The 23,336-nt window shown below is 42.5% G+C and carries 24 protein-coding genes and 5 tRNA genes; 1 reads left to right on the top strand and 28 read right to left on the bottom strand.

Annotation, left to right across the window (positions count from 1 at the left end):
• Position 1: 1 nt before the first annotated feature.
• The 4 genes from CKV62_RS04175 to CKV62_RS04160 are packed head-to-tail and all read right to left on the bottom strand — an operon-like array spanning position 2 to position 3,223.
• Entirely contained in the window at positions 2 to 1,249 is a 1,248-nt protein-coding gene (locus tag CKV62_RS04175) for a BaiN/RdsA family NAD(P)/FAD-dependent oxidoreductase (protein ID WP_095065822.1), read from the bottom strand.
• Positions 1,246 to 1,974 (bottom strand): pseudouridine synthase, encoded by a 729-nt coding sequence (locus tag CKV62_RS04170; protein ID WP_095065821.1) that lies wholly within the window; start codon positions 1,972 to 1,974, stop codon positions 1,246 to 1,248. Before CKV62_RS04170 ends, CKV62_RS04175 begins: the two co-directional genes overlap by 4 nt.
• Position 1,975: 1 nt before the next feature.
• The gene (gene scpB / locus CKV62_RS04165; protein WP_095065820.1) at positions 1,976 to 2,485 is read right to left on the bottom strand and encodes an SMC-Scp complex subunit ScpB; all 510 of its coding nucleotides are present in this window, start codon (positions 2,483 to 2,485) and stop codon (positions 1,976 to 1,978) included.
• A 12-nt stretch (positions 2,486 to 2,497) separates the two neighbouring features.
• Positions 2,498 to 3,223: a segregation and condensation protein A gene (locus CKV62_RS04160; protein ID WP_095065819.1), complete on the bottom strand. Its 726-nt coding sequence runs from the start codon at positions 3,221 to 3,223 to the stop codon at positions 2,498 to 2,500.
• A 152-nt stretch (positions 3,224 to 3,375) separates the two neighbouring features.
• Here CKV62_RS04160 and CKV62_RS04155 point away from each other — a divergent pair, with 152 nt between their 5' ends.
• The gene (locus tag CKV62_RS04155) at positions 3,376 to 5,208 is read left to right on the top strand and encodes a phosphoethanolamine transferase (protein ID WP_095065818.1); all 1,833 of its coding nucleotides are present in this window, start codon (positions 3,376 to 3,378) and stop codon (positions 5,206 to 5,208) included.
• A 177-nt stretch (positions 5,209 to 5,385) separates the two neighbouring features.
• Here the strand turns inward: CKV62_RS04155 and CKV62_RS04150 are convergent, their stop codons facing one another.
• The 24 genes from CKV62_RS04150 to CKV62_RS04035 all read right to left on the bottom strand — a co-directional run bounded on the left by CKV62_RS04150 (position 5,386) and on the right by CKV62_RS04035 (position 23,302).
• The gene (locus tag CKV62_RS04150; RefSeq protein ID WP_095065817.1) at positions 5,386 to 5,838 is read right to left on the bottom strand and encodes a 2-thiouracil desulfurase family protein; all 453 of its coding nucleotides are present in this window, start codon (positions 5,836 to 5,838) and stop codon (positions 5,386 to 5,388) included.
• Between the two features lie 61 nt (positions 5,839 to 5,899).
• A tRNA-Leu gene (locus CKV62_RS04145) sits at positions 5,900 to 5,988 on the bottom strand.
• A 14-nt stretch (positions 5,989 to 6,002) separates the two neighbouring features.
• Positions 6,003 to 6,077: transfer RNA gene (locus CKV62_RS04140), tRNA-Cys, on the bottom strand.
• 9 nt (positions 6,078 to 6,086) lie between these two features.
• A tRNA-Gly gene (locus CKV62_RS04135) sits at positions 6,087 to 6,161 on the bottom strand.
• A gap of 7 nt (positions 6,162 to 6,168) precedes the next feature.
• Positions 6,169 to 6,244 (bottom strand) — tRNA-Phe (locus tag CKV62_RS04130).
• A 4-nt stretch (positions 6,245 to 6,248) separates the two neighbouring features.
• Positions 6,249 to 6,324, bottom strand: a tRNA-Asp gene (locus CKV62_RS04125).
• 50 nt (positions 6,325 to 6,374) lie between these two features.
• Positions 6,375 to 6,971: an MBL fold metallo-hydrolase gene (locus CKV62_RS04120; RefSeq protein ID WP_095065816.1), complete on the bottom strand. Its 597-nt coding sequence runs from the start codon at positions 6,969 to 6,971 to the stop codon at positions 6,375 to 6,377.
• Between the two features lie 8 nt (positions 6,972 to 6,979).
• Positions 6,980 to 8,467, bottom strand: coding sequence for a TrkH family potassium uptake protein (locus CKV62_RS04115; RefSeq protein WP_095065815.1), 1,488 nt, complete (start codon positions 8,465 to 8,467; stop codon positions 6,980 to 6,982).
• A gap of 12 nt (positions 8,468 to 8,479) precedes the next feature.
• Entirely contained in the window at positions 8,480 to 9,820 is a 1,341-nt protein-coding gene (gene trkA / locus CKV62_RS04110; RefSeq protein WP_095065814.1) for a Trk system potassium transporter TrkA, read from the bottom strand.
• Between the two features lie 5 nt (positions 9,821 to 9,825).
• Positions 9,826 to 10,728: a CvfB family protein gene (locus tag CKV62_RS04105; protein ID WP_095065813.1), complete on the bottom strand. Its 903-nt coding sequence runs from the start codon at positions 10,726 to 10,728 to the stop codon at positions 9,826 to 9,828.
• Position 10,729: 1 nt separating this feature from the next.
• Positions 10,730 to 11,092: a ribosome silencing factor gene (gene rsfS, locus CKV62_RS04100; protein WP_095065812.1), complete on the bottom strand. Its 363-nt coding sequence runs from the start codon at positions 11,090 to 11,092 to the stop codon at positions 10,730 to 10,732.
• A 9-nt stretch (positions 11,093 to 11,101) separates the two neighbouring features.
• On the bottom strand, positions 11,102 to 12,226 hold the full coding sequence (locus tag CKV62_RS04095; RefSeq protein ID WP_095065811.1) for an LCP family glycopolymer transferase: 1,125 nt from the start codon (positions 12,224 to 12,226) through the stop codon (positions 11,102 to 11,104).
• 13 nt (positions 12,227 to 12,239) lie between these two features.
• The gene (yqeK, locus tag CKV62_RS04090; protein WP_095065810.1) at positions 12,240 to 12,809 is read right to left on the bottom strand and encodes a bis(5'-nucleosyl)-tetraphosphatase (symmetrical) YqeK; all 570 of its coding nucleotides are present in this window, start codon (positions 12,807 to 12,809) and stop codon (positions 12,240 to 12,242) included.
• 3 nt (positions 12,810 to 12,812) lie between these two features.
• Positions 12,813 to 13,427 carry a nicotinate-nucleotide adenylyltransferase gene (gene nadD / locus CKV62_RS04085; protein WP_095065809.1) on the bottom strand — a complete coding sequence of 205 codons (615 nt, stop codon included), beginning with the start codon at positions 13,425 to 13,427 and terminating at the stop codon, positions 12,813 to 12,815.
• 139 nt (positions 13,428 to 13,566) lie between these two features.
• Complete coding sequence (locus CKV62_RS04080) at positions 13,567 to 14,826, bottom strand: glutamate-5-semialdehyde dehydrogenase (RefSeq protein WP_095065808.1); 1,260 nt, start codon at positions 14,824 to 14,826, stop codon at positions 13,567 to 13,569.
• 10 nt (positions 14,827 to 14,836) lie between these two features.
• Complete coding sequence (proB, locus tag CKV62_RS04075) at positions 14,837 to 15,958, bottom strand: glutamate 5-kinase (protein WP_095065807.1); 1,122 nt, start codon at positions 15,956 to 15,958, stop codon at positions 14,837 to 14,839.
• 85 nt (positions 15,959 to 16,043) lie between these two features.
• Positions 16,044 to 16,328: a ribosome assembly RNA-binding protein YhbY gene (yhbY, locus tag CKV62_RS04070; RefSeq protein ID WP_095065806.1), complete on the bottom strand. Its 285-nt coding sequence runs from the start codon at positions 16,326 to 16,328 to the stop codon at positions 16,044 to 16,046.
• 8 nt (positions 16,329 to 16,336) lie between these two features.
• On the bottom strand, positions 16,337 to 17,608 hold the full coding sequence (gene obgE / locus CKV62_RS04065; RefSeq protein WP_095065805.1) for a GTPase ObgE: 1,272 nt from the start codon (positions 17,606 to 17,608) through the stop codon (positions 16,337 to 16,339).
• 20 nt (positions 17,609 to 17,628) lie between these two features.
• Positions 17,629 to 18,765 carry a S41 family peptidase gene (locus CKV62_RS04060; protein ID WP_095065804.1) on the bottom strand — a complete coding sequence of 379 codons (1,137 nt, stop codon included), beginning with the start codon at positions 18,763 to 18,765 and terminating at the stop codon, positions 17,629 to 17,631.
• A gap of 1 nt (position 18,766) precedes the next feature.
• Positions 18,767 to 19,948 (bottom strand): murein hydrolase activator EnvC family protein, encoded by a 1,182-nt coding sequence (locus CKV62_RS04055; protein WP_095065803.1) that lies wholly within the window; start codon positions 19,946 to 19,948, stop codon positions 18,767 to 18,769.
• Between the two features lie 6 nt (positions 19,949 to 19,954).
• Positions 19,955 to 20,842: a permease-like cell division protein FtsX gene (gene ftsX, locus CKV62_RS04050; RefSeq protein WP_095065802.1), complete on the bottom strand. Its 888-nt coding sequence runs from the start codon at positions 20,840 to 20,842 to the stop codon at positions 19,955 to 19,957.
• Positions 20,832 to 21,518: a cell division ATP-binding protein FtsE gene (gene ftsE / locus CKV62_RS04045; RefSeq protein ID WP_095065801.1), complete on the bottom strand. Its 687-nt coding sequence runs from the start codon at positions 21,516 to 21,518 to the stop codon at positions 20,832 to 20,834. The genes ftsX and ftsE overlap by 11 nt, the downstream gene beginning before the upstream one ends.
• Before the next feature lie 15 nt (positions 21,519 to 21,533).
• A complete protein-coding gene (locus tag CKV62_RS04040; protein WP_095065800.1) occupies positions 21,534 to 22,466 on the bottom strand; it encodes a transketolase family protein in 933 nt (310 codons plus the stop codon).
• Positions 22,466 to 23,302 (bottom strand): transketolase, encoded by an 837-nt coding sequence (locus CKV62_RS04035; RefSeq protein ID WP_095065799.1) that lies wholly within the window; start codon positions 23,300 to 23,302, stop codon positions 22,466 to 22,468. Before CKV62_RS04035 ends, CKV62_RS04040 begins: the two co-directional genes overlap by 1 nt.
• Positions 23,303 to 23,336: the final 34 nt, after the last annotated feature.

Here is a 23,336-nt window from a genome sequence, read left to right as displayed (position 1 = left end):
TCTATTCTTCATCTCCATGAACAGCGTGCATAGCCGCTACATAGCCCGTAGAAAAGGCAGCCTGTAAATTATATCCGCCCGTGAAAGCATCGATATCAAGCACTTCACCGGCACCATATACCCCTTGAATCAATTTAGACTCCAGCGTTTTAGGATTAAATTCTTTTAATGATAGTCCGCCTGCTGTAACGATGGCCTCCTCCACGGGGCGAAGCCCTTTTACGGTCAATGTCATATGTTGTAACACATGACATAGCCGTTGACGTTCTTCCCTTGTAATTTGATTAACGGGCTTTACAGGATCTAATTCTGCTAAGCGTATAACAACAGGTATTAGATTTTGCGGCAACAAATCCTTCATACCATTCGTTAATTGCTTCTTTGAATATAAATCAAAATCTTTTTGTACACGCTTATCCAATACATCCGTTGTCAAAGCGGGCTTTAAATTAATCTCTATAGAAATTTGAGGATTCTTTTTGCGCAATAATTTTCCCACCGTATGACTGAGTGACAAAATCGTCGGCCCCGTAATACCGAAATGAGTAAACATCATTTCTCCAAACTGCTTTGCCTGTACCTTATTTTTCGAGATAACCGATACCTCTACATTACGCAAACTGAGGCCCATGATATCCTTAACCCATGTTTCACCAGTCACAATCGGTACCAAAGAAGGTCTGATATCTGTTACCGTATGCCCGATTCGTTCCGCCAGTATATAACCGTCGCCGGTAGAACCCGTCAACGGATAGGAAGCACCGCCTGTACATAAAATAGCCGCATCACATGCGTATCGTTCTTTATCGGTTCGCACACCTATAACACGTCCATCCTGAACCGTAATTTCTCTTACGGATTCATTTAGTCGAACCTGAACATGATACTTTTTAAGAACTTTCATAAACGTATCGCGTACGTCCAAAGCAGAATCTGACTCGGGAAAGACGCGACCGCCGCGTTCAACTTTTGTCTTAAGACCCCAACTATGTAATAACTCCAATAAATCTTCATTACTGAAACGCTCATAGGCGCTGTATAAAAACTTACCGTTTCCCGGTGTATTCTTTATAAATTCAACCATATCCGCATTATTAGTGATATTACAACGACCCTTACCGGTAATTCCCATTTTCTTACCGACCATATTCATTTTTTCTAACAGTATGACACGAGCACCTTCACGACCGGCGATAACCGCCGCCATCAATCCTGCTGCGCCGCCTCCAATAACGATGATCTGCTTCATTTCTTATCAGACCCCAACGCTTTTAAAGCTTTCACCTCGCGAGGCGTCAACTCCCGCGAACCGCCTCTCTTTACACCGCCTAACGTAAGCCCCCCGTAAGCGATGCGCTTTAAATTGTGAATGCGATATCCGAAATGCTCAAACATGCGTCGTACCTGACGGTTCTTTCCTTCGTGAATTGTAATCTCCACCTCATGAATCCCGTTATGATCGTCAAAACCAAGATCTATAATCGTAGCCGGTGCTGTCATACCGTCTTCAAGATTGACACCGTTCGCAATGATTTGTAAATCTTCATCCCGTACTCGACCTTTGATGCGAACTTCGTATGTTTTTTCTACACCTTTTGAAGGATGTGTCAAATTCTGCGCCAACTCTCCATCATTGGTGAGCAATAATAATCCCTCCGTATATAAATCGAGACGACCTACAGGATAAATACGTTTCGATTCATTTTTTATATAATCCAACACGGTTTCTCTCCCCTGCGGATCCGATACGGATGTGATGACCCCTTTAGGCTTATTCAATAAATAATATACCGGTTTTTCTTGTGCCAATAATTGACCATCTACTTTAACGCGATCCTTTTGCGGATCGATTTTTACGCCTAGCTCCGTTACTTTACGGCCATTAACCTGAACATGACCTTCAGCAATCAATGCCTCCGCCTTACGTCGTGATGCAATACCACAACTGGCAATATATTTCTGTAATCGTTCCATATTACCCTTCTGTTTCCGATACTTCCTGATGCAGTGCATCTATCGATTCGACACCGGCACTGCGCAAAAACTCATCCGTCGTGCCATATAAAATTGGTCGTCCTACCGTATCCTTATGTCCCAGTTCAGCAATGAGAGATCTGGTAAGCAACTGTTTGATAATTTTATCGCTATTAACCCCGCGGACTTCTTCAATTTCCGCCTTTGTAATAGGCTGCTTATAAGCGATAACAGCCAATGTTTCCATTGCTGCATTCGATAATTTATCTTCCCGCTTGCGGATATGTCCCACATATGGCGCTGATTCACTGACACTCACCAATTCTACACCGGCACCGGATACACGAACACGTATCCCCCGATCATTCAATTCCAATTCAGATTGTAATGATTCAATATAATCAGCTATTTCCTGTTCTGAAAGCTCGAAAACATCCGCCAACATATCCAGAGATATCGGTTTCGCAGCAGAAAATAAAACAGCCTCTAAATGCTTTGTCGGTAACGACATAGTGTCCCCTTTCTACAAATTTTGTCCTACGGTTGCTGTAAAGATAATATCTTCACCTTCGCTCCGCATTTCCATCACTTGCTGTTTAAGTAACTCCAAGACGGCCATGAATATTGTAACCATACCGCTCTTCGTCTCAATAGCTATGAGTAATTCTCTAAAATAAAGGCTTTCACCACGGCGAATACGGCTGGACAGAGACAAAATCATATCCTCTAAACTATATATATCCTTTTCCACTTTAACTTCATGTAAAGATTCTTCATCAGATATTTCCCTTGCACGTTTCAATGTCTGATAAAAGATCTGATACAGCTGTGAAAGTTCAAAATTATAAACATTATCTAATCCCAGCACACTGGTTTCTTCGGGACGGCTAAAACAGTCGGAAGATGTGGACGTACGTTCCATAAGTAGAGCCGTGAAGTCTTTAATCTTTTTAAACTCCACTAACTTAGCCACCAGCTCATCCCGAGGATCTTCCGCTTCGTCCGGTTCCGGTTCCGCCTTGGGAAGCAGCATTCGTGATTTAATTTGCAATAATGTGGATGCCATAACGAGGAATTCACTGCTGTAATAAATATCAAAATGGTTCCAATTATCCAGATACTCCAAGTATTGGCTCGTAATCTCCACGATAGGAATATCGGTGATATCTATTTTATGTTTTTCGATAAGATGCAACAGCAAATCAAGAGGACCTTCGAAAACGTCCAGCTTGTAATTATAATCGCCCATAATTCCCAACCCTCAGAAATAATATATTTAACCATATAATTATAAAGCATTTATCATAGTACTTTCAAATAATTGTTTTTTTTGCATTCATCTGCTATCTTTATTAGAGTAGTTATTATATATTATTGTTTTCTTGTAAGAGAGGCTGTATTATGTCATCCATGATAAAGCAAATAGGACGTAATCCTATTTTTCGCTTTGGTATTATAGGCATTTTGTTATATATTGTACTGTACATCATCTACGAACCTATTACATTAGGATTAGATGTGGAAGATATTACAATTTTAGCTGTGCCTACCATTGTAGGTACATTTTTATTTCAGTATTTTATGGGCTGTACCGTGTTTCATCGCCCGTTTTTGGGATATGGATTAGTCGGCATCCTATGGGCATTGACCTTTCCGCTGCTATTTCACTGGTCCTACGTAAAGCCTCTATATTTTTATGAATTTGCCAATGATTTTCTCTTCGGTCTTCTCATCTTTATGGGGCTTTCAGGAATTCAATTTCTAATCACTCAGACTAATCGATTCCATAAAACGACATCATTTATCATGGCTATCCTCTCCATGATACTAAGCCTCATTCCGTTCCTACAAATCGGCTACTACATGACAACTTGGCATTGTTTAACTCCGGCCAGCCTTCTTGCAGTATACATGACTAATCCGGAGGAAGCCTTCGGATTTTTAAAAAATGCCGCCGGCATCCCTGGCCTAATAGCCGTCGGAATCGGTCTAATCCTTTGGACATACTTATTATATTGGTCTAATCTGGGCATGAAATATGTGGTAAATCTCAACACGACACGACCTATGCGATCCGCATTGCTCATCGCCTCGATAGCCGCATTTCTCGTATACGTGCCATTCTTTTTATTCCCCAAAACATGTATCGTAGCCAATTGGATTTCGGCCGGTGATTATGTAAAACAAATGCAGCAATATAATGATAATCATCATCTTGTATTCGATTCTTTCAATTTGGATACAACCGATACGGCTGCTAAAGAGACACCGGGTACAATCATTCTCGTCATCGGTGAATCGAGCTCTCGAGATTATATGAAAGTGTATAATCCAGCTTTTCCTTATGATGATACACCTTGGCAGGGGACTATGTATGCGGATAACAAGGACTTTATCTTCTTTGACAATGCATATTCATCCTATGTACAGACCATCCCCAGTTTAGAACGCGCCCTATCTGAGCGCAATCAATATGACGATCGGCCATTCCTCGATTCCGCCAATATTTTAGACATCGCTAAAAAAGCTGGATACACTACATCCTGGTTCAGTAATCAAGGTGTATTCGGAGAATATGATACGGCAATCTCGTTAATGGCGAAAACAGCAGATACGACGAAATGGGCGCATGAATCCTATGCATTCTCGGATCGCTACGATGAAGCGTTATTGCCCTTACTCAAAACCGTGGATCCTACCAAAAATAATTTTATCGTGATTCATATCATGGGCAGTCATATTTATTATAATGACCGTTATCCTCATGAATTCAGTAAATGGAAACAAGGGCGTTATCCTGACGGACAGGAAGCCTATGCGAACAGTCAACTCTATACGGATTGGCTGTTACAGCAAATTTATACATATGGTAAGGAAAAACTGAATCTTCAGGCTATGGTATATTTCTCCGATCATGGTGAAAGTCTCGATAAATCTCACAATCCAGACACATTCGACTTTATCATGACGCATATACCATTCTGGATTTATTTATCTCCTCAATATCGCGCTGCCTATCCACAAACAGTATCAGCCCTCAATAGTCATGAACATCAGTATTTTACAAATGATTTACTATACGATACCTTGGTAGGACTCATGCATGCACCGAGTCATAGATATGATCCGGAGCGGGATTTCAGTAACAGCAAGTATCGTTTTAACTTGCATAACCTTACTACCCTGCTCGGCGACCAACCCCTAACAAACGACCCTGTAAATGCAGGCAAATGATTTTTATATTAATTACATATATATAAATAAATATAACAGCCTCCTAAGGTTGATAGTATTTACTGCAAAACCAAGTAAATAGTTATCAAATTGCCTTAGGAGGCTGTTCCTCTGTAAATCATTTTAGATAAGTCCAAAATTATATTAAATAACTTATATAATTTCAATACTTCTATATTACTTATATTGTTCTAATAAATCGAGAACATCATCTTCTGTATAAATCTCAATGTCATGATTCAATAAACGTTCCACAGTCATACCATGTCCATTTGTAAGGGTTTTCGTAAAAGTACCATCGTAAATGCGTTTATATCCGCAGCTGGGACTTTTCGCTTTCATTAAGGCAATCTTACAATTATTCCGTAATGCTATATCTAATACGAGCTGTGCCCCATTTGAAAATGCATCCGTTACATCAGTACCATCACAAGTACAAATATTTGAACCGCATCGTTCCGCCGGCTGTCTCGGCGTATCTAACCCACCCAATACCTCCGGACAAACAGGAATTAAGTTAAATGAAGCTTCTAATTCTTTAAGGCAAGGAAGTGCATTATCCTTTCCGTCATAGCGACAAGGCACTCCGCAGAGACATTCACTGATCAATAGATTAATTTTTCTCTTCATAAATATCCCCTATAAGGTAATTACCATATAAAATAAAAAAGACTAACCTAGGTTAGTCTAATGGTGCCGAGGACCGGAATCGAACCGGTACGGTTGTTTCCAACCGACGGATTTTAAGTCCGTTGCGTCTGCCTGTTCCGCCACCCCGGCATGGATGACGTTTGTGGAGGCGGCACCCAGAATCGAACTGGGGAATAAAGGTTTTGCAGACCTCTGCCTTACCGCTTGGCTATGCCGCCATATAAAATTGGAGCGGGAAACGAGATTCGAACTCGCGACCCCCGCCTTGGCAAGGCGGTGCTCTACCACTGAGCTATTCCCGCATGTACATGGTGCCTCAGGACAGAATCGAACTGTCGACACACGGATTTTCAGTCCGTTGCTCTACCGACTGAGCTACCGAGGCATGATGGCGACCCCGATCAGATTTGAACTGACGATCTTCGCCGTGACAGGGCGACATGTTAACCGCTACACCACGGGGCCTTATCCAAAGTACTTGATTAGTATATCGGTTATCACAATATTTGTCAACACTATAACAAAAGATTTTTCATAAAACGTTCTTCATTCTGTAAGGTCGTAGAACCCTTATGTCCGGGCTCAACTATCAGGTTTTTAGGCAATGACAAAAGGTAACGAATACTGTCCAATAACTGTGATGCATTGCCATTGTAATTGTCTGTATTCCCTACATTTTGCTTAAAGAGAGTATCCCCCGTAAAAAGGTATTCTCCTATTTCAAGGCAAACCGATCCGGCACTATGCCCCGGCGTATGATGCACAGTTATCGTAAAAGGATTTAAATTCAACTCACCGGGCAACAGATCTTCACAGTCGGTATACATCTTTTTTTTATATACACTGGGACGCCGTCTAATAAGCTGTAACAGCTCTTGATCTTCCGGATGCAAATACGCAGGGATATGGTAATGCTCACAGATATCATCTAAAGCGGATACGTGATCACAATGACCATGTGTCAATAGTACGGCTAAAGGCTGTGAATCTCCTACCATATCGATTATATGATGACTATGAAAACCGGGATCAATGATTAGAGATTTTCCATCTTGAATCAATACATAACAGTTAGCCTTATATAACCCTAACGGACGTTTTATAATCTGCATCGTTCCTCCTAAAGAATTTTATAGCGTTTAAGAGGTTCTTTCTTGATAAAATAACCTTCCCAGAATTGAGGGTGTAACATGACGAGGATTGTAAATAATTCCAGACGACCTAATAACATATCAACAGATGCGATTAATTTAGCCGTATTAGGCATAACAGCAAACGAATCAGTCGGACCAAAGCCGCCAAAGCCTAAGCCTACATTGCTTAAAAATGCGGTAACAACCTGTAATGCATCATAAGTCGTCAATCCCGTACATGTCATTAAAAAAGCGGAGCCTACATAGATCAATAAATAAAGGAATATAAACTGTTGTGTCATCTGAATCGCTTTTTCCGGCATCGGCTTACCATTGATGCGCACAACCTGTACCATATCGGGATGAATTGATTTACGTAAATACAGAATACTGCTCTTAATAAGAGTAATAAGACGAATAATCTTTATACCCCCTGTAGTAGATCCGCTACAGCCTCCGAAAAAAGTACAAATGAACAGCATCATTTGCGCTGCTGCCGGCCATAAATCATAGTCACTGACAGCAAATCCGCTCCCGGTCTGTAAAGACACCAGGTTAAATGCCGAATCCCGAACGATCTGCAAGGGATCAGTATAGCCCGAATGCCATGCTAACGATATTGCCGTAACTGCAATACCAATAAATAAAACGAGCCAATACATGCGGGTTTCAAAATCATGTAAAAGAACCCCTATCCCCCGTTGCAATACCCCGTAATATATAGCAAAATTACCACCTGCAAGAATCATAAAGAATATAAACACAAAGCAAATATAATTGTTCTGCTCATAAATAAATGCACCTGCCGTAGTCGGCGTAAATCCCCCCGTAGAAATGATGGAGAATGCATAGTTTAACGCATCAAAAGGACTGAGTCCTCCCGCCCATAACATAAGGAAACATAATACGGTAAACACCACGTATAACTGCCATAATTTCAGAGCTATAGATTGTACACGAGGCATCACCACCCCGACCTTAGGTACGGATGCTTCGGCATTAAAAAAATGAGCCGCATCGGCGCCTAAATTTTTTAGAAAGGAAAGAATTAAAACGATAATCCCCATCCCGCCGATCCAGTGCATTAAACCGCGCCAAAGAATAAACGTATCCGGCAGCTCATCAACATTATAAATTATAGTAGCGCCCGTAGCCGTGATACCGGATGTAGCTTCAAAAAGGGCATCAAAACCATTAGTAAGTATTCCACTGCCTAGAAAGGGAATGGCCCCTAAAATAATCGTTAAAATCCAAATGGAAGATACTACAAGAAAGCCGTCGCGCAAACTGAAATTTTGACTGTCACGACCATAGCGAACAAGAACCGCCCCTAGTACTACGGAAAGGCCGGTAGTAATTAGAAATGACCAGTATGCAGTTTCAAATGCTATGCCATATATAAAGGGAATTATCGTAAATACCCCGTAAATATAAAGCAGCTTGCCCACCAAAGACATGACGATTTGAATGCGCATAGACCCTCCAGACTACGTAAGATACTTAAGTAATTTACTTACCGATTCAGGTAAGGTAAACATAATGATATGATCACCATCAAGAATCCTCGTGTCACCGCGAGGAACAATGGCTTCATCACCGCGTAAGATAACGCCGACCAAGGCTTTTCCGGGGAGGCGTATATCCTTTAACTGTTTGCCTGCCACCGGAGATTCATCAGTAATAGCGATTTCAATAGATTCCGCCTTACCGCCTTCAAAGGTGGAAATAGATACAACACCTTCTCCGCTACGAACAAAACGTAAAATTTGACCTGCCGTCAAGAGGCGCGGAGAAAATACGACGTCAATACCGACCTGCTCCATAAGCATTATATACTCAGGACGACCTACGCGAACTACAGTTTTCGGAATACCCATATGTTTTCCTACAAGGGCCACTAATAGATTCAGTTTATCATCATCCGTCAATGCGATGATAACATCACTATCCGCAATTTCTTCGGCTTCAAGCAGGTCAAAATCGGTACCGTCACCATTGATGACCATCGCTCTATCCACTTGAGCTGCTAACTGTTCACATCGCTCAAAATTTTTCTCAATAATCTTAACGGAAAAGCCGGCCTGTTCTAAAAGTACAGTCAGATTACGCCCCAATAAACCTGCACCGATGATGACAGCACGTTTGTAAAAAGTCGTATGATTATGAAACCATTGATTTTCTACCGTTTCTATCCCCTCTTTAAGTCCTAAAAAGAATACGCTGTCGCCGGATTGTAACTGACTTTCACCATGAGGAATAATCATTTCCCCATATCTTAGAATACCTACGAGCAGGACCCCTTCCGGGAATTGAATATCCTTCAATGTACGCCCCACTATCGGTACCTCATCATTCAGCTTGAATTCCATAAGGCGCACAGCCCCTTGTCCGAATTCCTCCACATCAATGGCAGACGGGGTTTCAAGAATTCGCAACAATTCTTGCGCTGTAACCATCTCAGGATTGATAAATAAATCTACGCCCAACTTGGCTTTCATATCGTCATCCATATGTTCAACCAGATTATTATCCCGTACACGGGCGATAGTCGTTGGCACACCCATGATTTTAGCCACTGCACAAGACAGCATATTTACTTCATCAGAATCCGTTACGGCAATAAACATGCCCACATCGGACATGTCGATTTCATTGAGCAGCTGTAAATCACTGCCATTCCCCTGGACTAAACTGACATCCAAAGTACTTTCAAGATTGTTAATGCGTTCCGGTGATTTGTCGATCACATACACATCATGATCATCCTGAAGCAATCGTTGTGCTAATGAATAGCCGACCTTACCGGCCCCTACAATGACAATTTTCATCGTCTTTATTCCTTGTCTTGTGACTCATTACCTGCGAGAGATGAACGACCGATGTCTGTAAGCAAGGTCCAACCATCCTCTTGAATAATCTTCTTTTCCTTCATCAAATGACCCAATGCCCGTTTGAAAGCCGCCTTACTGATGTTAAATTTATCTTTGATTAACATCGAGGACGACTCATCACTATAAGGCATTCTTCCTCCTCGGTTAAGGAGATATTCCATAATAATATCCCCATCCGATACGATGGCTTTTTCCTTTATAGGTCGCATTGATACATTGATACGCCCGTCATCACGTTTGAATGTAATGCGACCTTCAACCATTTCGCCCACCTTCAATTTTCTGGTCATTTCCGAACGATGCAAAAATGCAATCCATCGCTCCGGCGTAATGAAAAAGGCCCCATCGCTTGTCAAATTATAGATAGCCCCTTTTACCATCTGTCCCACAACGGCCTCCGTCGCCGCTTTAGAGGCGCGACGCATTTCGTCATCCACATCCATGGATACAGCCATGCGTCCGGATTTATCCGTATACAGACGAACCCAAACCTTTTCACCGATTTGTGGGCGACCGCGCATTTCAGCGTGAGGCATGAAAATTCCACGCTCTGTACCGACCTCGACGAAACAGCCGAAATTCGTCGTATTAATCACCTCTACATAACCGATCTGCCCAACCTTCATAGCCGGTAAACGCATCGATGCCGTCAAACGCCCTTTCGGATCCCGATATAGAAATACCTCTACTTCATCACCAATCGCAACAGGCATCATTTGCTGATCCTTGTGCAATAGAATATCATCGTTGGTATTCCCCGTTTGTCCATCTAAAAAGGCACCCTGATCGCTGGTACGCAGTACTTTTAATGTGGCAATCGTATTTTCCAACAATTCCGTCGCCATTTTAAACTCCTTCAAACGGAACTCGCTGAGCATCATTCCACAGTTCTTCTAGACCATAAAACTCACGCAATTCACTTCCGCCAAAAATATGACAAATAATATCGCCGAAATCCAAGAGAATCCACTCACCTTCTCTGTATCCTTCCCGATGACGGACGGTCATACCGAGTTCAGCACCTTTATCTTCAATTTCATCGGCAATACTTTGAGATTGCTTGATATTATTTGCACTGGTGATAAGAAAATAATCGCCCAACATGGAAATACCTTCTAAATCCAAAATTGTGATATCTTTTGCTTTCTTATCAAATTCAGCTTGTGCTAATTGCAATACAATTTCTTTAATATCTTTCTTTTCTTTCATTCTATCTCCTTATCGATTCTCTTTTTTAGCATTGTTATCATCACCGGGCTCTGTCGGCTTTGTAGTCGCCTTTTTTGAATCTTCAGAATCATCGGACCGCTTTGTAGTGAAGTTTGTCGGTGCCGATATGAATTGTGTCATTTCATTAGCCGGCAATGTTCCCATCATAATGCCAACTAATCGTTGTGCTTCTGTAGGGTTTATGTTCCAATACGTTTTATCTTCAATAACTTCCTTTTCACCCGGCAGAATATAAAAATGAATCTGATCTTTATTCATGCGCCCCACATTGTACATTAACTTGATAGCATCCATCGTGGAGATATTGCTTTCATAATGATCCCACACACGCCAAATATGCCATGCATTAGTGAGAAAGAAAGAATTATGTTCGTTCTCAACCCATAATTTCAAAAAACGTTCCTGACGCTGTAATCGTGTAAATGTGTCATTCTTCGGATCGGAATAGCGCAAATATGCCAGAGCTTTATCACTGTTCAATGTCTGATAGCCGCGACGTAAATCGATATCCTGTACACCATCAGCATCAAAATGTTCCATATTCTGTTCCACATAGATTTGCTGATCGCCTAATACATCATTAGTTTTTTTGAAAGCATCCTGATTCACCACGATGTAGTAAGGGATCGATATATGGAACATATCCTCTACAACGGCTTTTGTTAATTCAATACCGCCCTTTTCATACATAGTGTTCAGCATAACCGTTGCAGTCTGATCCCGATTATCAATCTTGCTGTTACTTGGTATACCTATGATATCCATTGTTTTCTGATCGATATTGATAGATAACAGAAATAAACTGTCACCTTGACTTGGATTATTTTCATCAGTACCGACTACGAGAACATAAACAGGCTTATCAAGGCGCTTCTGCTCTACAGATACAGTGGATACATCTTGTTTATCGGAGGTCTCCTCTACGGTGTTCTCGCTATAGCCCGTAATCGATCTATATACATACGATACACCGGTGTACACTCCCCATCCGATACCGCTGAGAACAGCTATAAGAATAATCCCTACAATAATAAGTCTGGTCCATTTAACCTTTGATTGTCGTTGACGTCTCCGTCTACGTCGGCGAGCTCGAGCTCGTTCACGATCTTCCATTACTTATACCCCATTATTTACACGAACGTAATATATCATTGCGACCGAGAATGGTCAGCGGATAAATTGAAAGTTGTTGATCCAGGAGATACCTTAAGGTCGTATCATAGCCGAGCAGGACCGCTGTATCCAAATCCTCATCGGCCGCCTTGCGCAACATATCTACACCGGGAAAATCCCGATTTGGCTCAATATAATCGGCTAAGAAGATGACTTTATCCAATTTGGACATTCCCACCTTACCCGTTGTGTGAACGCGAATAGCTTCCAGCACATCGCGATTCGTAACAGCGAAGTCTCGCTCAGCGCGTACCATCCCTGCAAGACCATGTAATAAAGCGCCGTTTTGCAACATTTCATCATCCACATCATAAATACTGCCCCGAACAAGATTCTGCATATCCTGCAAAGACATTTCTTTAGCACAGTCATGTAACATTGCTGCCAAACGAGCCTCATCCCGATTTACTCCATACCGCTCAGCTAATCGTGTCGCCGTTTCAACCACACCTAAGGTATGTTTAAAACGTTTTTTCCCCATCAACAGGCTAACAGCATCTTGAATTTCATCAAATGATAACATACTTCAATCCTTCTCATAAATATGATTGTCTTCAATATAATCAACTACGCATTTAGGCAGCATATAGCGAACGGTCTTTCTCTCACGCAAGCGCTCCCGCAAATATGTAGCGGACAATCTCATTTCAGGGACCTCCATGAGATGTATCTTGTCTCTTGCTATCGGTCCTAAAGCGTCTAAGGCGGCATCTATATCCGCGGATCCATCCGGCCTTGTAGCTCCGATAAAATGAACCTGCTCAAGTAACTCATCGATATATTTCCATGTCGGCAATGCACAAATCGTATCCGTTCCGGCGATAAAATAAAATTCCACATTCGGTCCATACAGATTCTTGAAATAATGAATCGTATCTACCGTATAAGACGGCCCGTCACGATGCATTTCCACATCGGATATTTCAAAATTAGGGTTGTCCATAACCGCAGCGGCTGTCATAGCGTAGCGATGTCGACTGTCGATAACATCATGTTGCTTATGCGGCGGAATACGGGCAGGAACAAAGATAACCTTTTCCAGGCCGAAGCTTTCACAGGCCACCTCGGCAATCATGAGGTGCCCCAAATGAATTGGATTAAAGGTCCCTCCGATAATACCTATCTTTCTTTTTTCTACCATAATAAGGTCACACCCTTTATGACAATGACACAAATAATGATAAATAAGAGTAATGCCTTCCCATAGGAGCACCATTCATATCGCCCCTTCGGGGTCTGAATATAACGATAATATGCCCTTATCAGATAGTATAGCTGTTTCACGACCGTACTTGACCTTCTCCAAACACAAAATACTTATAGGAGGTGAGAGCCTGTAATCCCATCGGTCCACGAGCATGTAATTTCTGTGTGCTGATGCCGATTTCCGCACCGAAGCCGAACTCAAAGCCGTCCGTAAAACGCGTGGACGCATTATGATATACGGTAGAGCAGTCCACGAGATTCATAAATACGGTAGCACGCATCGGCTCGTCTGTAATAATCGCTTCAGAGTGATGCGTCGTATACTGATTGATGTGATCTATGGCTTCAGCTAAAGAATCGACTATGCGCACATTTAAATCTAAATCGTTATATTCCGTACTGAACGATATATCTTCAAGAGGAATCGTGTTATTCATATATTTTGCCACATCTTGGTCACCATGGATACGCACCTTATAGGATTCAAGTGCATCCTGTAAGCGAGGCAAGAATTCATCGGCCACCGCTTTATGTACCAGCAGGGTTTCCATGGCATTACAGACGGATGGACGTTGTACCTTGGCATTAACAGCAATTTGTACAGCCATGTCGAGATCGGCATATTCATCAACAAAGGTGTGACATATACCGCTACCCGTTTCAATAACAGGAATCTTACTTTCATTGACAACGCGACGAATAAGTCCTACACCACCACGAGGAATGATAACATCGATATATTGTCTTTGCTCCAATAAAGTGCCCACCATATCGCGATCAAGGACTTCAACCAGTTGCACCGCATCCGGTGTAATTCCTTGAGTTTCCAATGTATTTCTCATAAGGTTTACGATAACCTGATTCGTATTAAATGCTTCTTTACCGCCCCGTAAGATGGTCGCATTCGAAGTCTTTAAGCAGAGTACACCGGCATCAACAGTCACATTGGGACGCGCTTCAAATATAATACCGATAACACCAAATGGAACAGCACGTTTTTCAATGCGTAAACCGTTAGGCCTCGTAATCGTTTCCAGTAGTGTCCCTACAGGGCTTTTCAGTTCAGCTACCTGGCGGATACCTAATGCCATCTGAGCTATTCTCTCCGGCGTCAATGTTAATCGATCCATCATCGTTTGCGGCACATCGTAATGAACGGCTTGGTCAAGATCCCTGGCATTAGCCGCCATGACCTCATCGATATGAGCTTCCAGAGAATCGGCAATGGCTAATAACGCGCGATCCAAAGAATCCTGATCAATTTGAGCCAGTTCATAAGAAGCTTCTTTAGCACGTTGTCCCATATCGACACATAGTTCTTCATATTGATTCATAGCAAAGCTCCTAATGTAATAAGACTAAATTGTTTCTATGTACAGCTTCATCATAGGTCGTATTTATGCCTAAGATATTTGCAATATCATTAGAATTATGACCTTTAATAGCCTTCATATCCGCTGTACCGTAATTCGTGAGACCGCGCCCGATTTCCTTTTCTCGATAATAAATAGAAATCGTGTCCCCCGGTTCAAATTCTCCCTCTACGGATATGATTCCGGCCGGCAATATGCTGGCGCCTTGATCAAGTATAGCGCGAGCACAACCGTCATCAACAACAATAGCGCCTTTTAATCGTTTTCCAAAAGCAAGCCAATGATGTTTACCGGATAAACTGCTGTCACGTGCCTCAAAAAGAGTCCCGATCTGTTCACCTTTGCAGACACGACGTATAGAATCTTCTACCTCACCGGAAGTGATTACCATAGGAACTCCGGAATTCGTCGCCATATGAGCCGCCTTAATCTTTGTATACATGCCGCCTGTTCCCATATCAGATCCGGCACCGCCGGCAATAGCAAAGGTGTCATCTGTAATTTCCGATACGGTTTCAATCAATGTAGCATCCGGATGTATTGTCGGATTTTCCGTATAAAGGCCTTCTATATCCGACAAAATAATAAGTAAGTCAGCATCGACAATACCGGCTACCGTAGCCGATAAGGTATCGTTATCACCTATTTTATATTCCTCAATGGCGACCACATCATTTTCATTAATAATAGGAATGACATTGAGTTGTAGCAAAGTATGCAGTGTATTGCGTAAATTCAGGTAACTGTGACGACCTGTGCTATCCTCTTTCGTCAGCAAAATTTGCGCTACCGTACGTCCATATTCACGAAACATGCGCTCGTACATATGAATCAGAACGCCCTGACCCACGGCGGCCGCCGCCTGTTTTAATACGAGATCACGCGGTTTTTCTTTAAATCCTAGAGGTGCCAACCCCGCACCGGTAGCACCGGAGGATACGAGAATAACTTCCTTCCCCTGATTAGCCAAGTCAGACAATTGACGTACCAACTTTTCAATACGCTCTAAATTTAAATGTCCATTGGCATAGCAAAGAGTACTACTGCCTACCTTTACTACGATTCGCTTTGCCTTTACGATAGCGCTACGCATAGGATTAGTCCTCCACTGATGAAAGCAACCACATGAAATCTACAGGCGAAATGGTTATTAAAATACATTCAATATAAAATGCATCTTACTTCGGTAAAATAATCTTCGGTTCCTTTTTCGCCTTATATAAAACGCCGTTGAATCCGATGACTTGTACAAGTTCTGCGCCCAACATATCCGCTAACTCTTGAAAAATCGTCTTCTCCTCAGGGCTGTTGTTATGTAACTTGACTTTGATGAGTTCTCGTGCCATCAATGCCGCACGTGCACTGTCAATCACACTATCTTCCAAACCGTTTTTACCGATTTGTACGACCGGTGCCATTGTCGCCGCCAAAGAACGTAAATACCGTTTTTGTTTTCCTGTCATCATTACTCCTACTCTCGGAATGTAAAGCGTTGATCGCCGATAACAACTTCGTCACCGTCTTTACAACCTTTTTCCTTCAATTTAGCATCTAATTCCATAAAGCGCCAAATGCGTTGAAATCTGCGAAGCGATTGATCGTCACTCAGATTTGTCATAGCTACCAATCGTTCAATTCGTTTACCGGTTATATAGAAAGCTGCATCATCACCGCGAGTAATTACAAATTCCACATCTGGTTTCGCCTCATACATCACCGTATCGTCAGTAGCCTCAGGTTCCGGTGCATAATTTTCCACGTAATAGTATGCCCGCTCCATAAGTTCAACTAAACCGTCACCGCTGAGAGCATTGATGAGGAACACCTCATATCCCTTATCTTCAAAATATTTCTTCGTATCAGAAATCGTAGTGTCATCAAAGACCAGGTCGATTTTATTCAATGCAACGATTTGCTTCTTATTCGCCAATTTCTCAGAATATTTACGCAACTCCTCATTAATAGCATCAAAATCAGCCTTCGGATCACGCCCCTCGATACCGGATACATCCAATACATGAATCAAAATATTGGTACGTTCGATATGGCGCAGAAAATTATGACCTAGCCCCACACCTTCACTGGCCCCCTCTATGAGTCCCGGAATATCGGCCAATACAAAGCTACGTTCACCGGAAAGTGTCACTACACCGAGAACCGGTGTTAATGTGGTAAAATGATAGGCCGCCACCTCCGGCTGTGCTTTAGATACCTTTCGGAGAATACTAGATTTACCCACGCTCGGATACCCCAGTAAGCCCACATCAGCAAGAACCTTCAATTCCAATTGCAACCAGAATTCTTCACCGGGCTCGCCCTTTTCCGCAAATGTCGGTGCGCGATTGGAACTGGTCTGGAATCGTGCATTACCGCGACCTCCACGACCACCCTTAGCAATGATGTACATATCCCCATCATTGATGAGATCACAAAAAATTCGTCCCGACTCTTCTTCTTTTATCACTGTACCTAAAGGTACGGGAATGATAAGCGGTTCCGCCCCGCGACCGTGTTTATTGGAGCTTTCACCATTGCCGCCCGCAGGGGCTTTAAATTGCCGCTTATATCGGAAATCGACGAGAGTATTAATATTTTTATCGGCTTTAAAGATGACATCTGCCCCTTTACCGCCGTCACCGCCGCTGGGTCCACCATTAGGAACGTATTTTTCACGACGGAAACTGGACATGCCGTCACCGCCGTCACCGGCTTTCACAAATACACGGGCTCGATCTATAAACATATGTTGACTCCTATGAACTATTATTGTAACAGTTCCACTGCTTTTTGAATTTGAATATCTTCTAATGTGCTCGTTGGAGATACCCCCTTCGGTAAATCCAACTCTACATCAGGACTAATGCCGATACCGTCAATAACACGATCATTCGGCGTATGATACTTGGCTATAGTCACCTTGATACCTTCATTATCAAAGCTTGGGTATACGGACTGTACCGTTCCTTTACCATATGTGTTAGTCCCCAAAATCGTTCCCAACTTACGATCCTGAATAGCACCCGCAATGATTTCAGATGCACTGGCGGATCCCTTATTGACTAAAACAACTAATGGAATTGTCGTTTCAGAACCGTCTGATTTATAAGTAGCCAATTTACCGGAACGATCTTGAACAGTTACGAGTGTTCCCGGAGGCATAATATAATTGGACAGCTTTTCTGCTGTAGAAAGTAATCCGCCCGGGTTATCCCGTAAATCAAGAACTAATGCTTTCATGCCTTGGGACTGCAATTCCTTATATTGAGTTTCGAAATCGTCAGCCGTATATTCTGCAAATTGGCTTACTCGAATGTAGCCGATTGTAGGTGTAAGCATTTTACTTTTTACAGTAGGTAAAACAATAGACTCCCGAGTGATGTCAAAATGAAGCCTTTCCCCATTTCGTTCCACATCAAGTGCTACTACTGTTCCGGGTTCCCCTCTGATAAGTCCGGAGGCCTGATCAATAGGAACATCTTTGGTAGATTGACCATCAATGGTTAAAATATGATCACCAGTTTTAACTCCGGCTTTAGCGGCCGGTTGATCCTCCATGACGCTGACCGCATATAACCCTTGTTCGTCAATACCTAAAACCATACCGACACCGGCATATGTAGCGGAAGTCTGTTGTTTTATATTACTATATTCATCCGCATTTAAATATACGCTGTGAGGATCCCCTAAAGAATCCACCAGCCCCTTTAGCATTCCGTCATACAATGTAGACTTATCCATAGGCGTCATAAAGACTTGACTGGCTGCATAATAAGCAACAAATAATCGCGGCAACCCGAAAAAAGAACCTGATAGGTACCAGAAGGTAAGCCACATGATGACGATACCGGCCCCTATATATCTCAATAAGGACCAAAGTACCGTCCGTGTATCAAATTTCATCTTATAAATATCCCATTGGATCCACAGGATCCCCGCTTATACGAACTTCAAAATGCACGTGTGGGCCGGTACTGTTACCGGTACTACCTGCATAGGCAATAACTTGCCCTTTTCCAACATCCTGTCCTTCAAAAACGGCTAAATCAGAATTATGACCGTATAAAGTCGACATACCATTACCATGATCGATAACTACGGCATAACCATAACCGCCCATCCAACCGGACCAAACAACAGTACCGCCATCAGCCGCATGAACAGGAGTACCTTCATCAACCCCGATATCGATACCGGAATGATAAATCGTGGTTCCCCAGATCGGATGTGTACGATAGCCATAAGGCGAAGTAATCTCACCACTTACAGGCCAACCTAATTGTCCTGTCCCTTGCACCCAGGTATATCCTGATGATGAAGCCTGCTGTGCCGCGGCAGCTCGGGCTGCCGCCCGTTCCGCCTGACGCTGTTTCAAGAGTGCTGTAATCTGCGCTGAGGATGCATTTAACTCTTCAATCGCCTTCATAGCTGTCGCCTGATCAGTTTTAGCCTTCTCTAATACGACGGCTCGTTCTTGCTTTTTCTGTTCAATTTCAGCTTGTTTCGCGACAACTGCCTTTTCTAATTCTACAAGTTTTGCCCTGGATTGTTCCAACGCTTGCTTACGAGCTTCAATTTCAGCGCGTTCCTTTTTGATTTCATTGATGAGATTTATATCGGAATCAATGATGCGTTTTAAAATTTCCAAACGATTCGCAAAGTCATTAAAATCCTTTGAGCCGATAACCACATCAATATAACTGAGACGCCCGTTGATATAAATATCTCTTACCCGTTTATAGAAAACGGCCTCACGACCCTTTAATCGTTTTTGAGCTTCCGCCAATAACTTTTCATTGACAGTAATATCATTTTCAACGGCAACTCGTTGCTGTTGGATTGTTTCCAAATCATGTTGTGCCTGCCGCAACTGTACTTCAATTTGTCGCAATTGTTCAGATACGCTGACAATAATACTTTCCGCATCTGTCTTAATTGCATTCTGTTGATTTACCTGTTGTTGAATGGCATCTAGCTGATTTGTTAAATCCTCATCTTCCGCCGCTATGTATAGAGGTGTTCCCAATACGACTATACCTGTTAAAAGCGTCGCTACAAGACGTGACTTAAACATGTAATATTTCATAAACTATTACACCTTCATATATTGTTTTAAAGAAATAGTACTGCCGATAGCACCGACTACGATGCCGCCACCTAAAATATATAGTGCTACATCATAGAAAAATGGGAACATCGGTACTAATGGAAAGAATGCCAATGATTCGGATACTTCCATCGAAATGAAATGATAAAACTCACCTACGCAAAGAACGGCGATTATGGCCCCTATAAAGCCCAACAGCATGCCCTCAATCAAAAACGGCCAACGAATAAAACCATTCGTAGCCCCTACGTATTTCATGATGGCGATTTCTTTACGACGTGCAAATACGGTAAGGCGAATTGTATTGGAAATGATGAACAATGTAGCAGCCGCCAGGAAAGCAATCAATACGATGCCACCGATTCTGATAACTTGAGTGATGCGGAATAACTCCTCCACAATATCTTGTCCGTAATGCGTACTTTCAACCCCTTGGAAGGTTGTCACCAGTTTAGCGGTCGTCTTTACATCATTCGGGTTATCAAAGGTCAATACATACGAATTAGGTAACGGGTTTACCCCACCTAAAGCATTTACCAGCTGTTGCTGGTCCCCCAAACGTTCCTTAAATTCCTTCATGGCCTGTTCTTTATTTACAAATTCCAAATGTTTCAAATTCGGAATCGCCTTTATCTGTTTTCCCACAGCCATAATCTGATCAGTTGTCAGACCGTCCTTAAGGTATACACTTAGCTGCACCTGATTTTCCAAGCTGGATGCCATATTGTTCAAGTTAATAACACCACAAAGGAAAACACCGAGCATGAATAAGGACAATGCCACCGTCGAGATAGATGCCAACGTCATTAATCCATTGCGCTTCATCGACTTGAGGGCTTCTTTGAAAAAGTATTTTAATGTTCTAGGCTTCATTAACTTCTGCACCTCTCATATTATCACTCTGTACACGACCATCTTTAAGACGGATAACACGCTTATTTAAGTACGAAACAATATCCATATTATGAGTAACCATAATAACAGTAGTGCCGAAATTATTGATATGTTTAAATAAATCTACAATATCCCGACTTGTTGTAGGGTCTAAATTTCCTGTCGGTTCATCAGCAATAAGAACGGTCGGACGATTGACAATAGCTCGAGCGATTGCAACACGTTGCTGCTCTCCGCCGGATAAATCCTCCGGCATGTCATTCGCCTTATCAGTCAAACCCACCAATTCAAGAACATGACTCACTTTTTCTCTGATCATCTTTGGTTTTTCCTCGATTACTTCGAGAGCGAAGGCGATATTTTCAGATACCGTCTTATTAGGTAAAAGACGGAAGTCCTGGAATACTACGCCCAGTTTTCTACGCAACTTCGGAATTTTACTGCGTTTCATGCGCGTAACATCAAACTCATCTACAAGAACAGTACCCGAATCCGGTACGACTTCATGAGTTAATAATTTAAATAATGTCGATTTCCCTGCACCGCTGTGACCGCAAATAAGCACAAATTCGCCGTCATTAATCGTCAAGCAAACGTCATCTAATGCAGTGGAACCATTATCATAAACTTTACTAACATTCTTAAATTCAATCATGGGGGTCCCCTTTTATTACTTACGAGCGATTACACGTTTTGCTGCTGCCACAATATCATCTGCGGACAAACCGTATTTTACCATCAATTCTTTTGGTGTCCCGCTCTCCCCAAACGTATCTTGAACACCGACGAATTCCATAGGTACCGGATTATTAGCCACTACAACTTCCGCCACGGCAGAACCGAGGCCACCGATGATATTATGCTCTTCCGCAGTCACGATAGCACCGGTTTCAGCAGCTGCTTTTACAATAGCATCAGCATCGATAGGTTTAATAGATGCCATATTGATAACACGAGCCGATACATTGGACTGACCTAATATTTTAACCGCCTCAAGTGCAGGTCCGACTAAAGCGCCGCATGCGATGATAGTTACGTCGAATCCATCAGCCAACATTGCAGATCTACCCGGTTCAAATGTATACCCTTCCGCCGTTACATCCTCTACACCGGCACGACCCAAGCGAACATATACAGGTCCTTCATAAGCCGCAGCCCATTCAATAACAGATTTCGTTTCCCGTTCATCAGCCGGAACGACAACTGTCATATTAGGCAATGTACGCATACAGGAAATATCTTCTAAACTCTGATGAGTCGCCCCGTCTTCACCAACGGTAATTCCCGCATGAGTGGCACATACTTTCACATTGAGTTTCGGATAACATACAGCGTTTCGAATCTGCTCAAACGCACGTCCCGTCGCAAACATAGCAAAGGAAGATACAAACGGAATCTTTCCTGCCGCAGCCAATCCGGCACCGACGGAAATCAAGTTCTGTTCCGCAATTCCCACATTGAAGAAACGTTCAGGGCATGCCGTTTTAAATGTATCGGTCTTGGTAGATTTAGATAAATCCGCATCTAAAACGATAATATTCTGATTGGCTTTGCCAATGCGAGCCAGTGCATTGCCATATGCTTCACGTGTTGCTTTACCCATTATTGCACCCCCATAATTTCATTCACAAACTCCGTACCTTGTTCAGCACTCGGAGCCTTGCCGTGCCAGCCGGCTTGACCTTCCATTTCTCCGACGCCCTTACCTTTTACGGTGTGCATTACGATACATGTAGGTCCTTCTATGAAGGCCTTTGCCGCTTCGATGGCATCATGCAGTTCATCGAGATTATGACCATCCACCTCGATTACATTCCAGTTGAAAGCTTTAAATTTTTCAGGAATCGGCAATGGAGACAATACCTTTGTAATATCTCCATCAATTTGTAATCCGTTAAAATCGACAAAAGCAGTCAGATTGTTAAGCTTATAATGGCCGGCAAACATAGCCGCTTCCCATACTTGCCCCTCTTCGAGTTCACCGTCCCCGAGAATGGAATAAACACGATAATCAGCATTATCGATTTTACCGGCTAGAGCCATGCCACAGGCTGCAGATATCCCCTGCCCCAAAGAACCCGTAGACATATCTACGCCCGGTGTATGTTTCATATCCGGATGGCCCTGTAACATATGATTGATTTTCCGAAGATTGAGGAGCTCCTCTTTCGGAAAATATCCCTTTTCCGCCAATGTCGCATACAAGGCGGGTGCCGCATGCCCTTTAGACAATACAAAGCGGTCTCTATCAGGATTCTTAGGATTTTTAGCATCCACATTCATCTCTACATAATAAAGCAATGCCATTACATCAGCGATAGATAAAGAACCTCCGGGATGCCCTGATTTGGCAGCCGTAACAGACTGTATAATACTAACGCGAATAGCTTTTGCTTTCTCTTGAACTAATTGTTTAACATCTTGTGTTAATGCAGCCATAGAGACCTCACTTTCTGGATACTATCCATATATA

Origin of the sequence: Veillonella rodentium, assembly GCF_900187285.1 — a bacterium.
GTDB classification, from domain to species: Bacteria; Bacillota; Negativicutes; order Veillonellales; family Veillonellaceae; genus Veillonella; species Veillonella rodentium.
The sequence above is the reverse complement of the archived record's forward strand: the minus strand, read 5'-3'. Positions and strand labels throughout refer to the sequence as shown.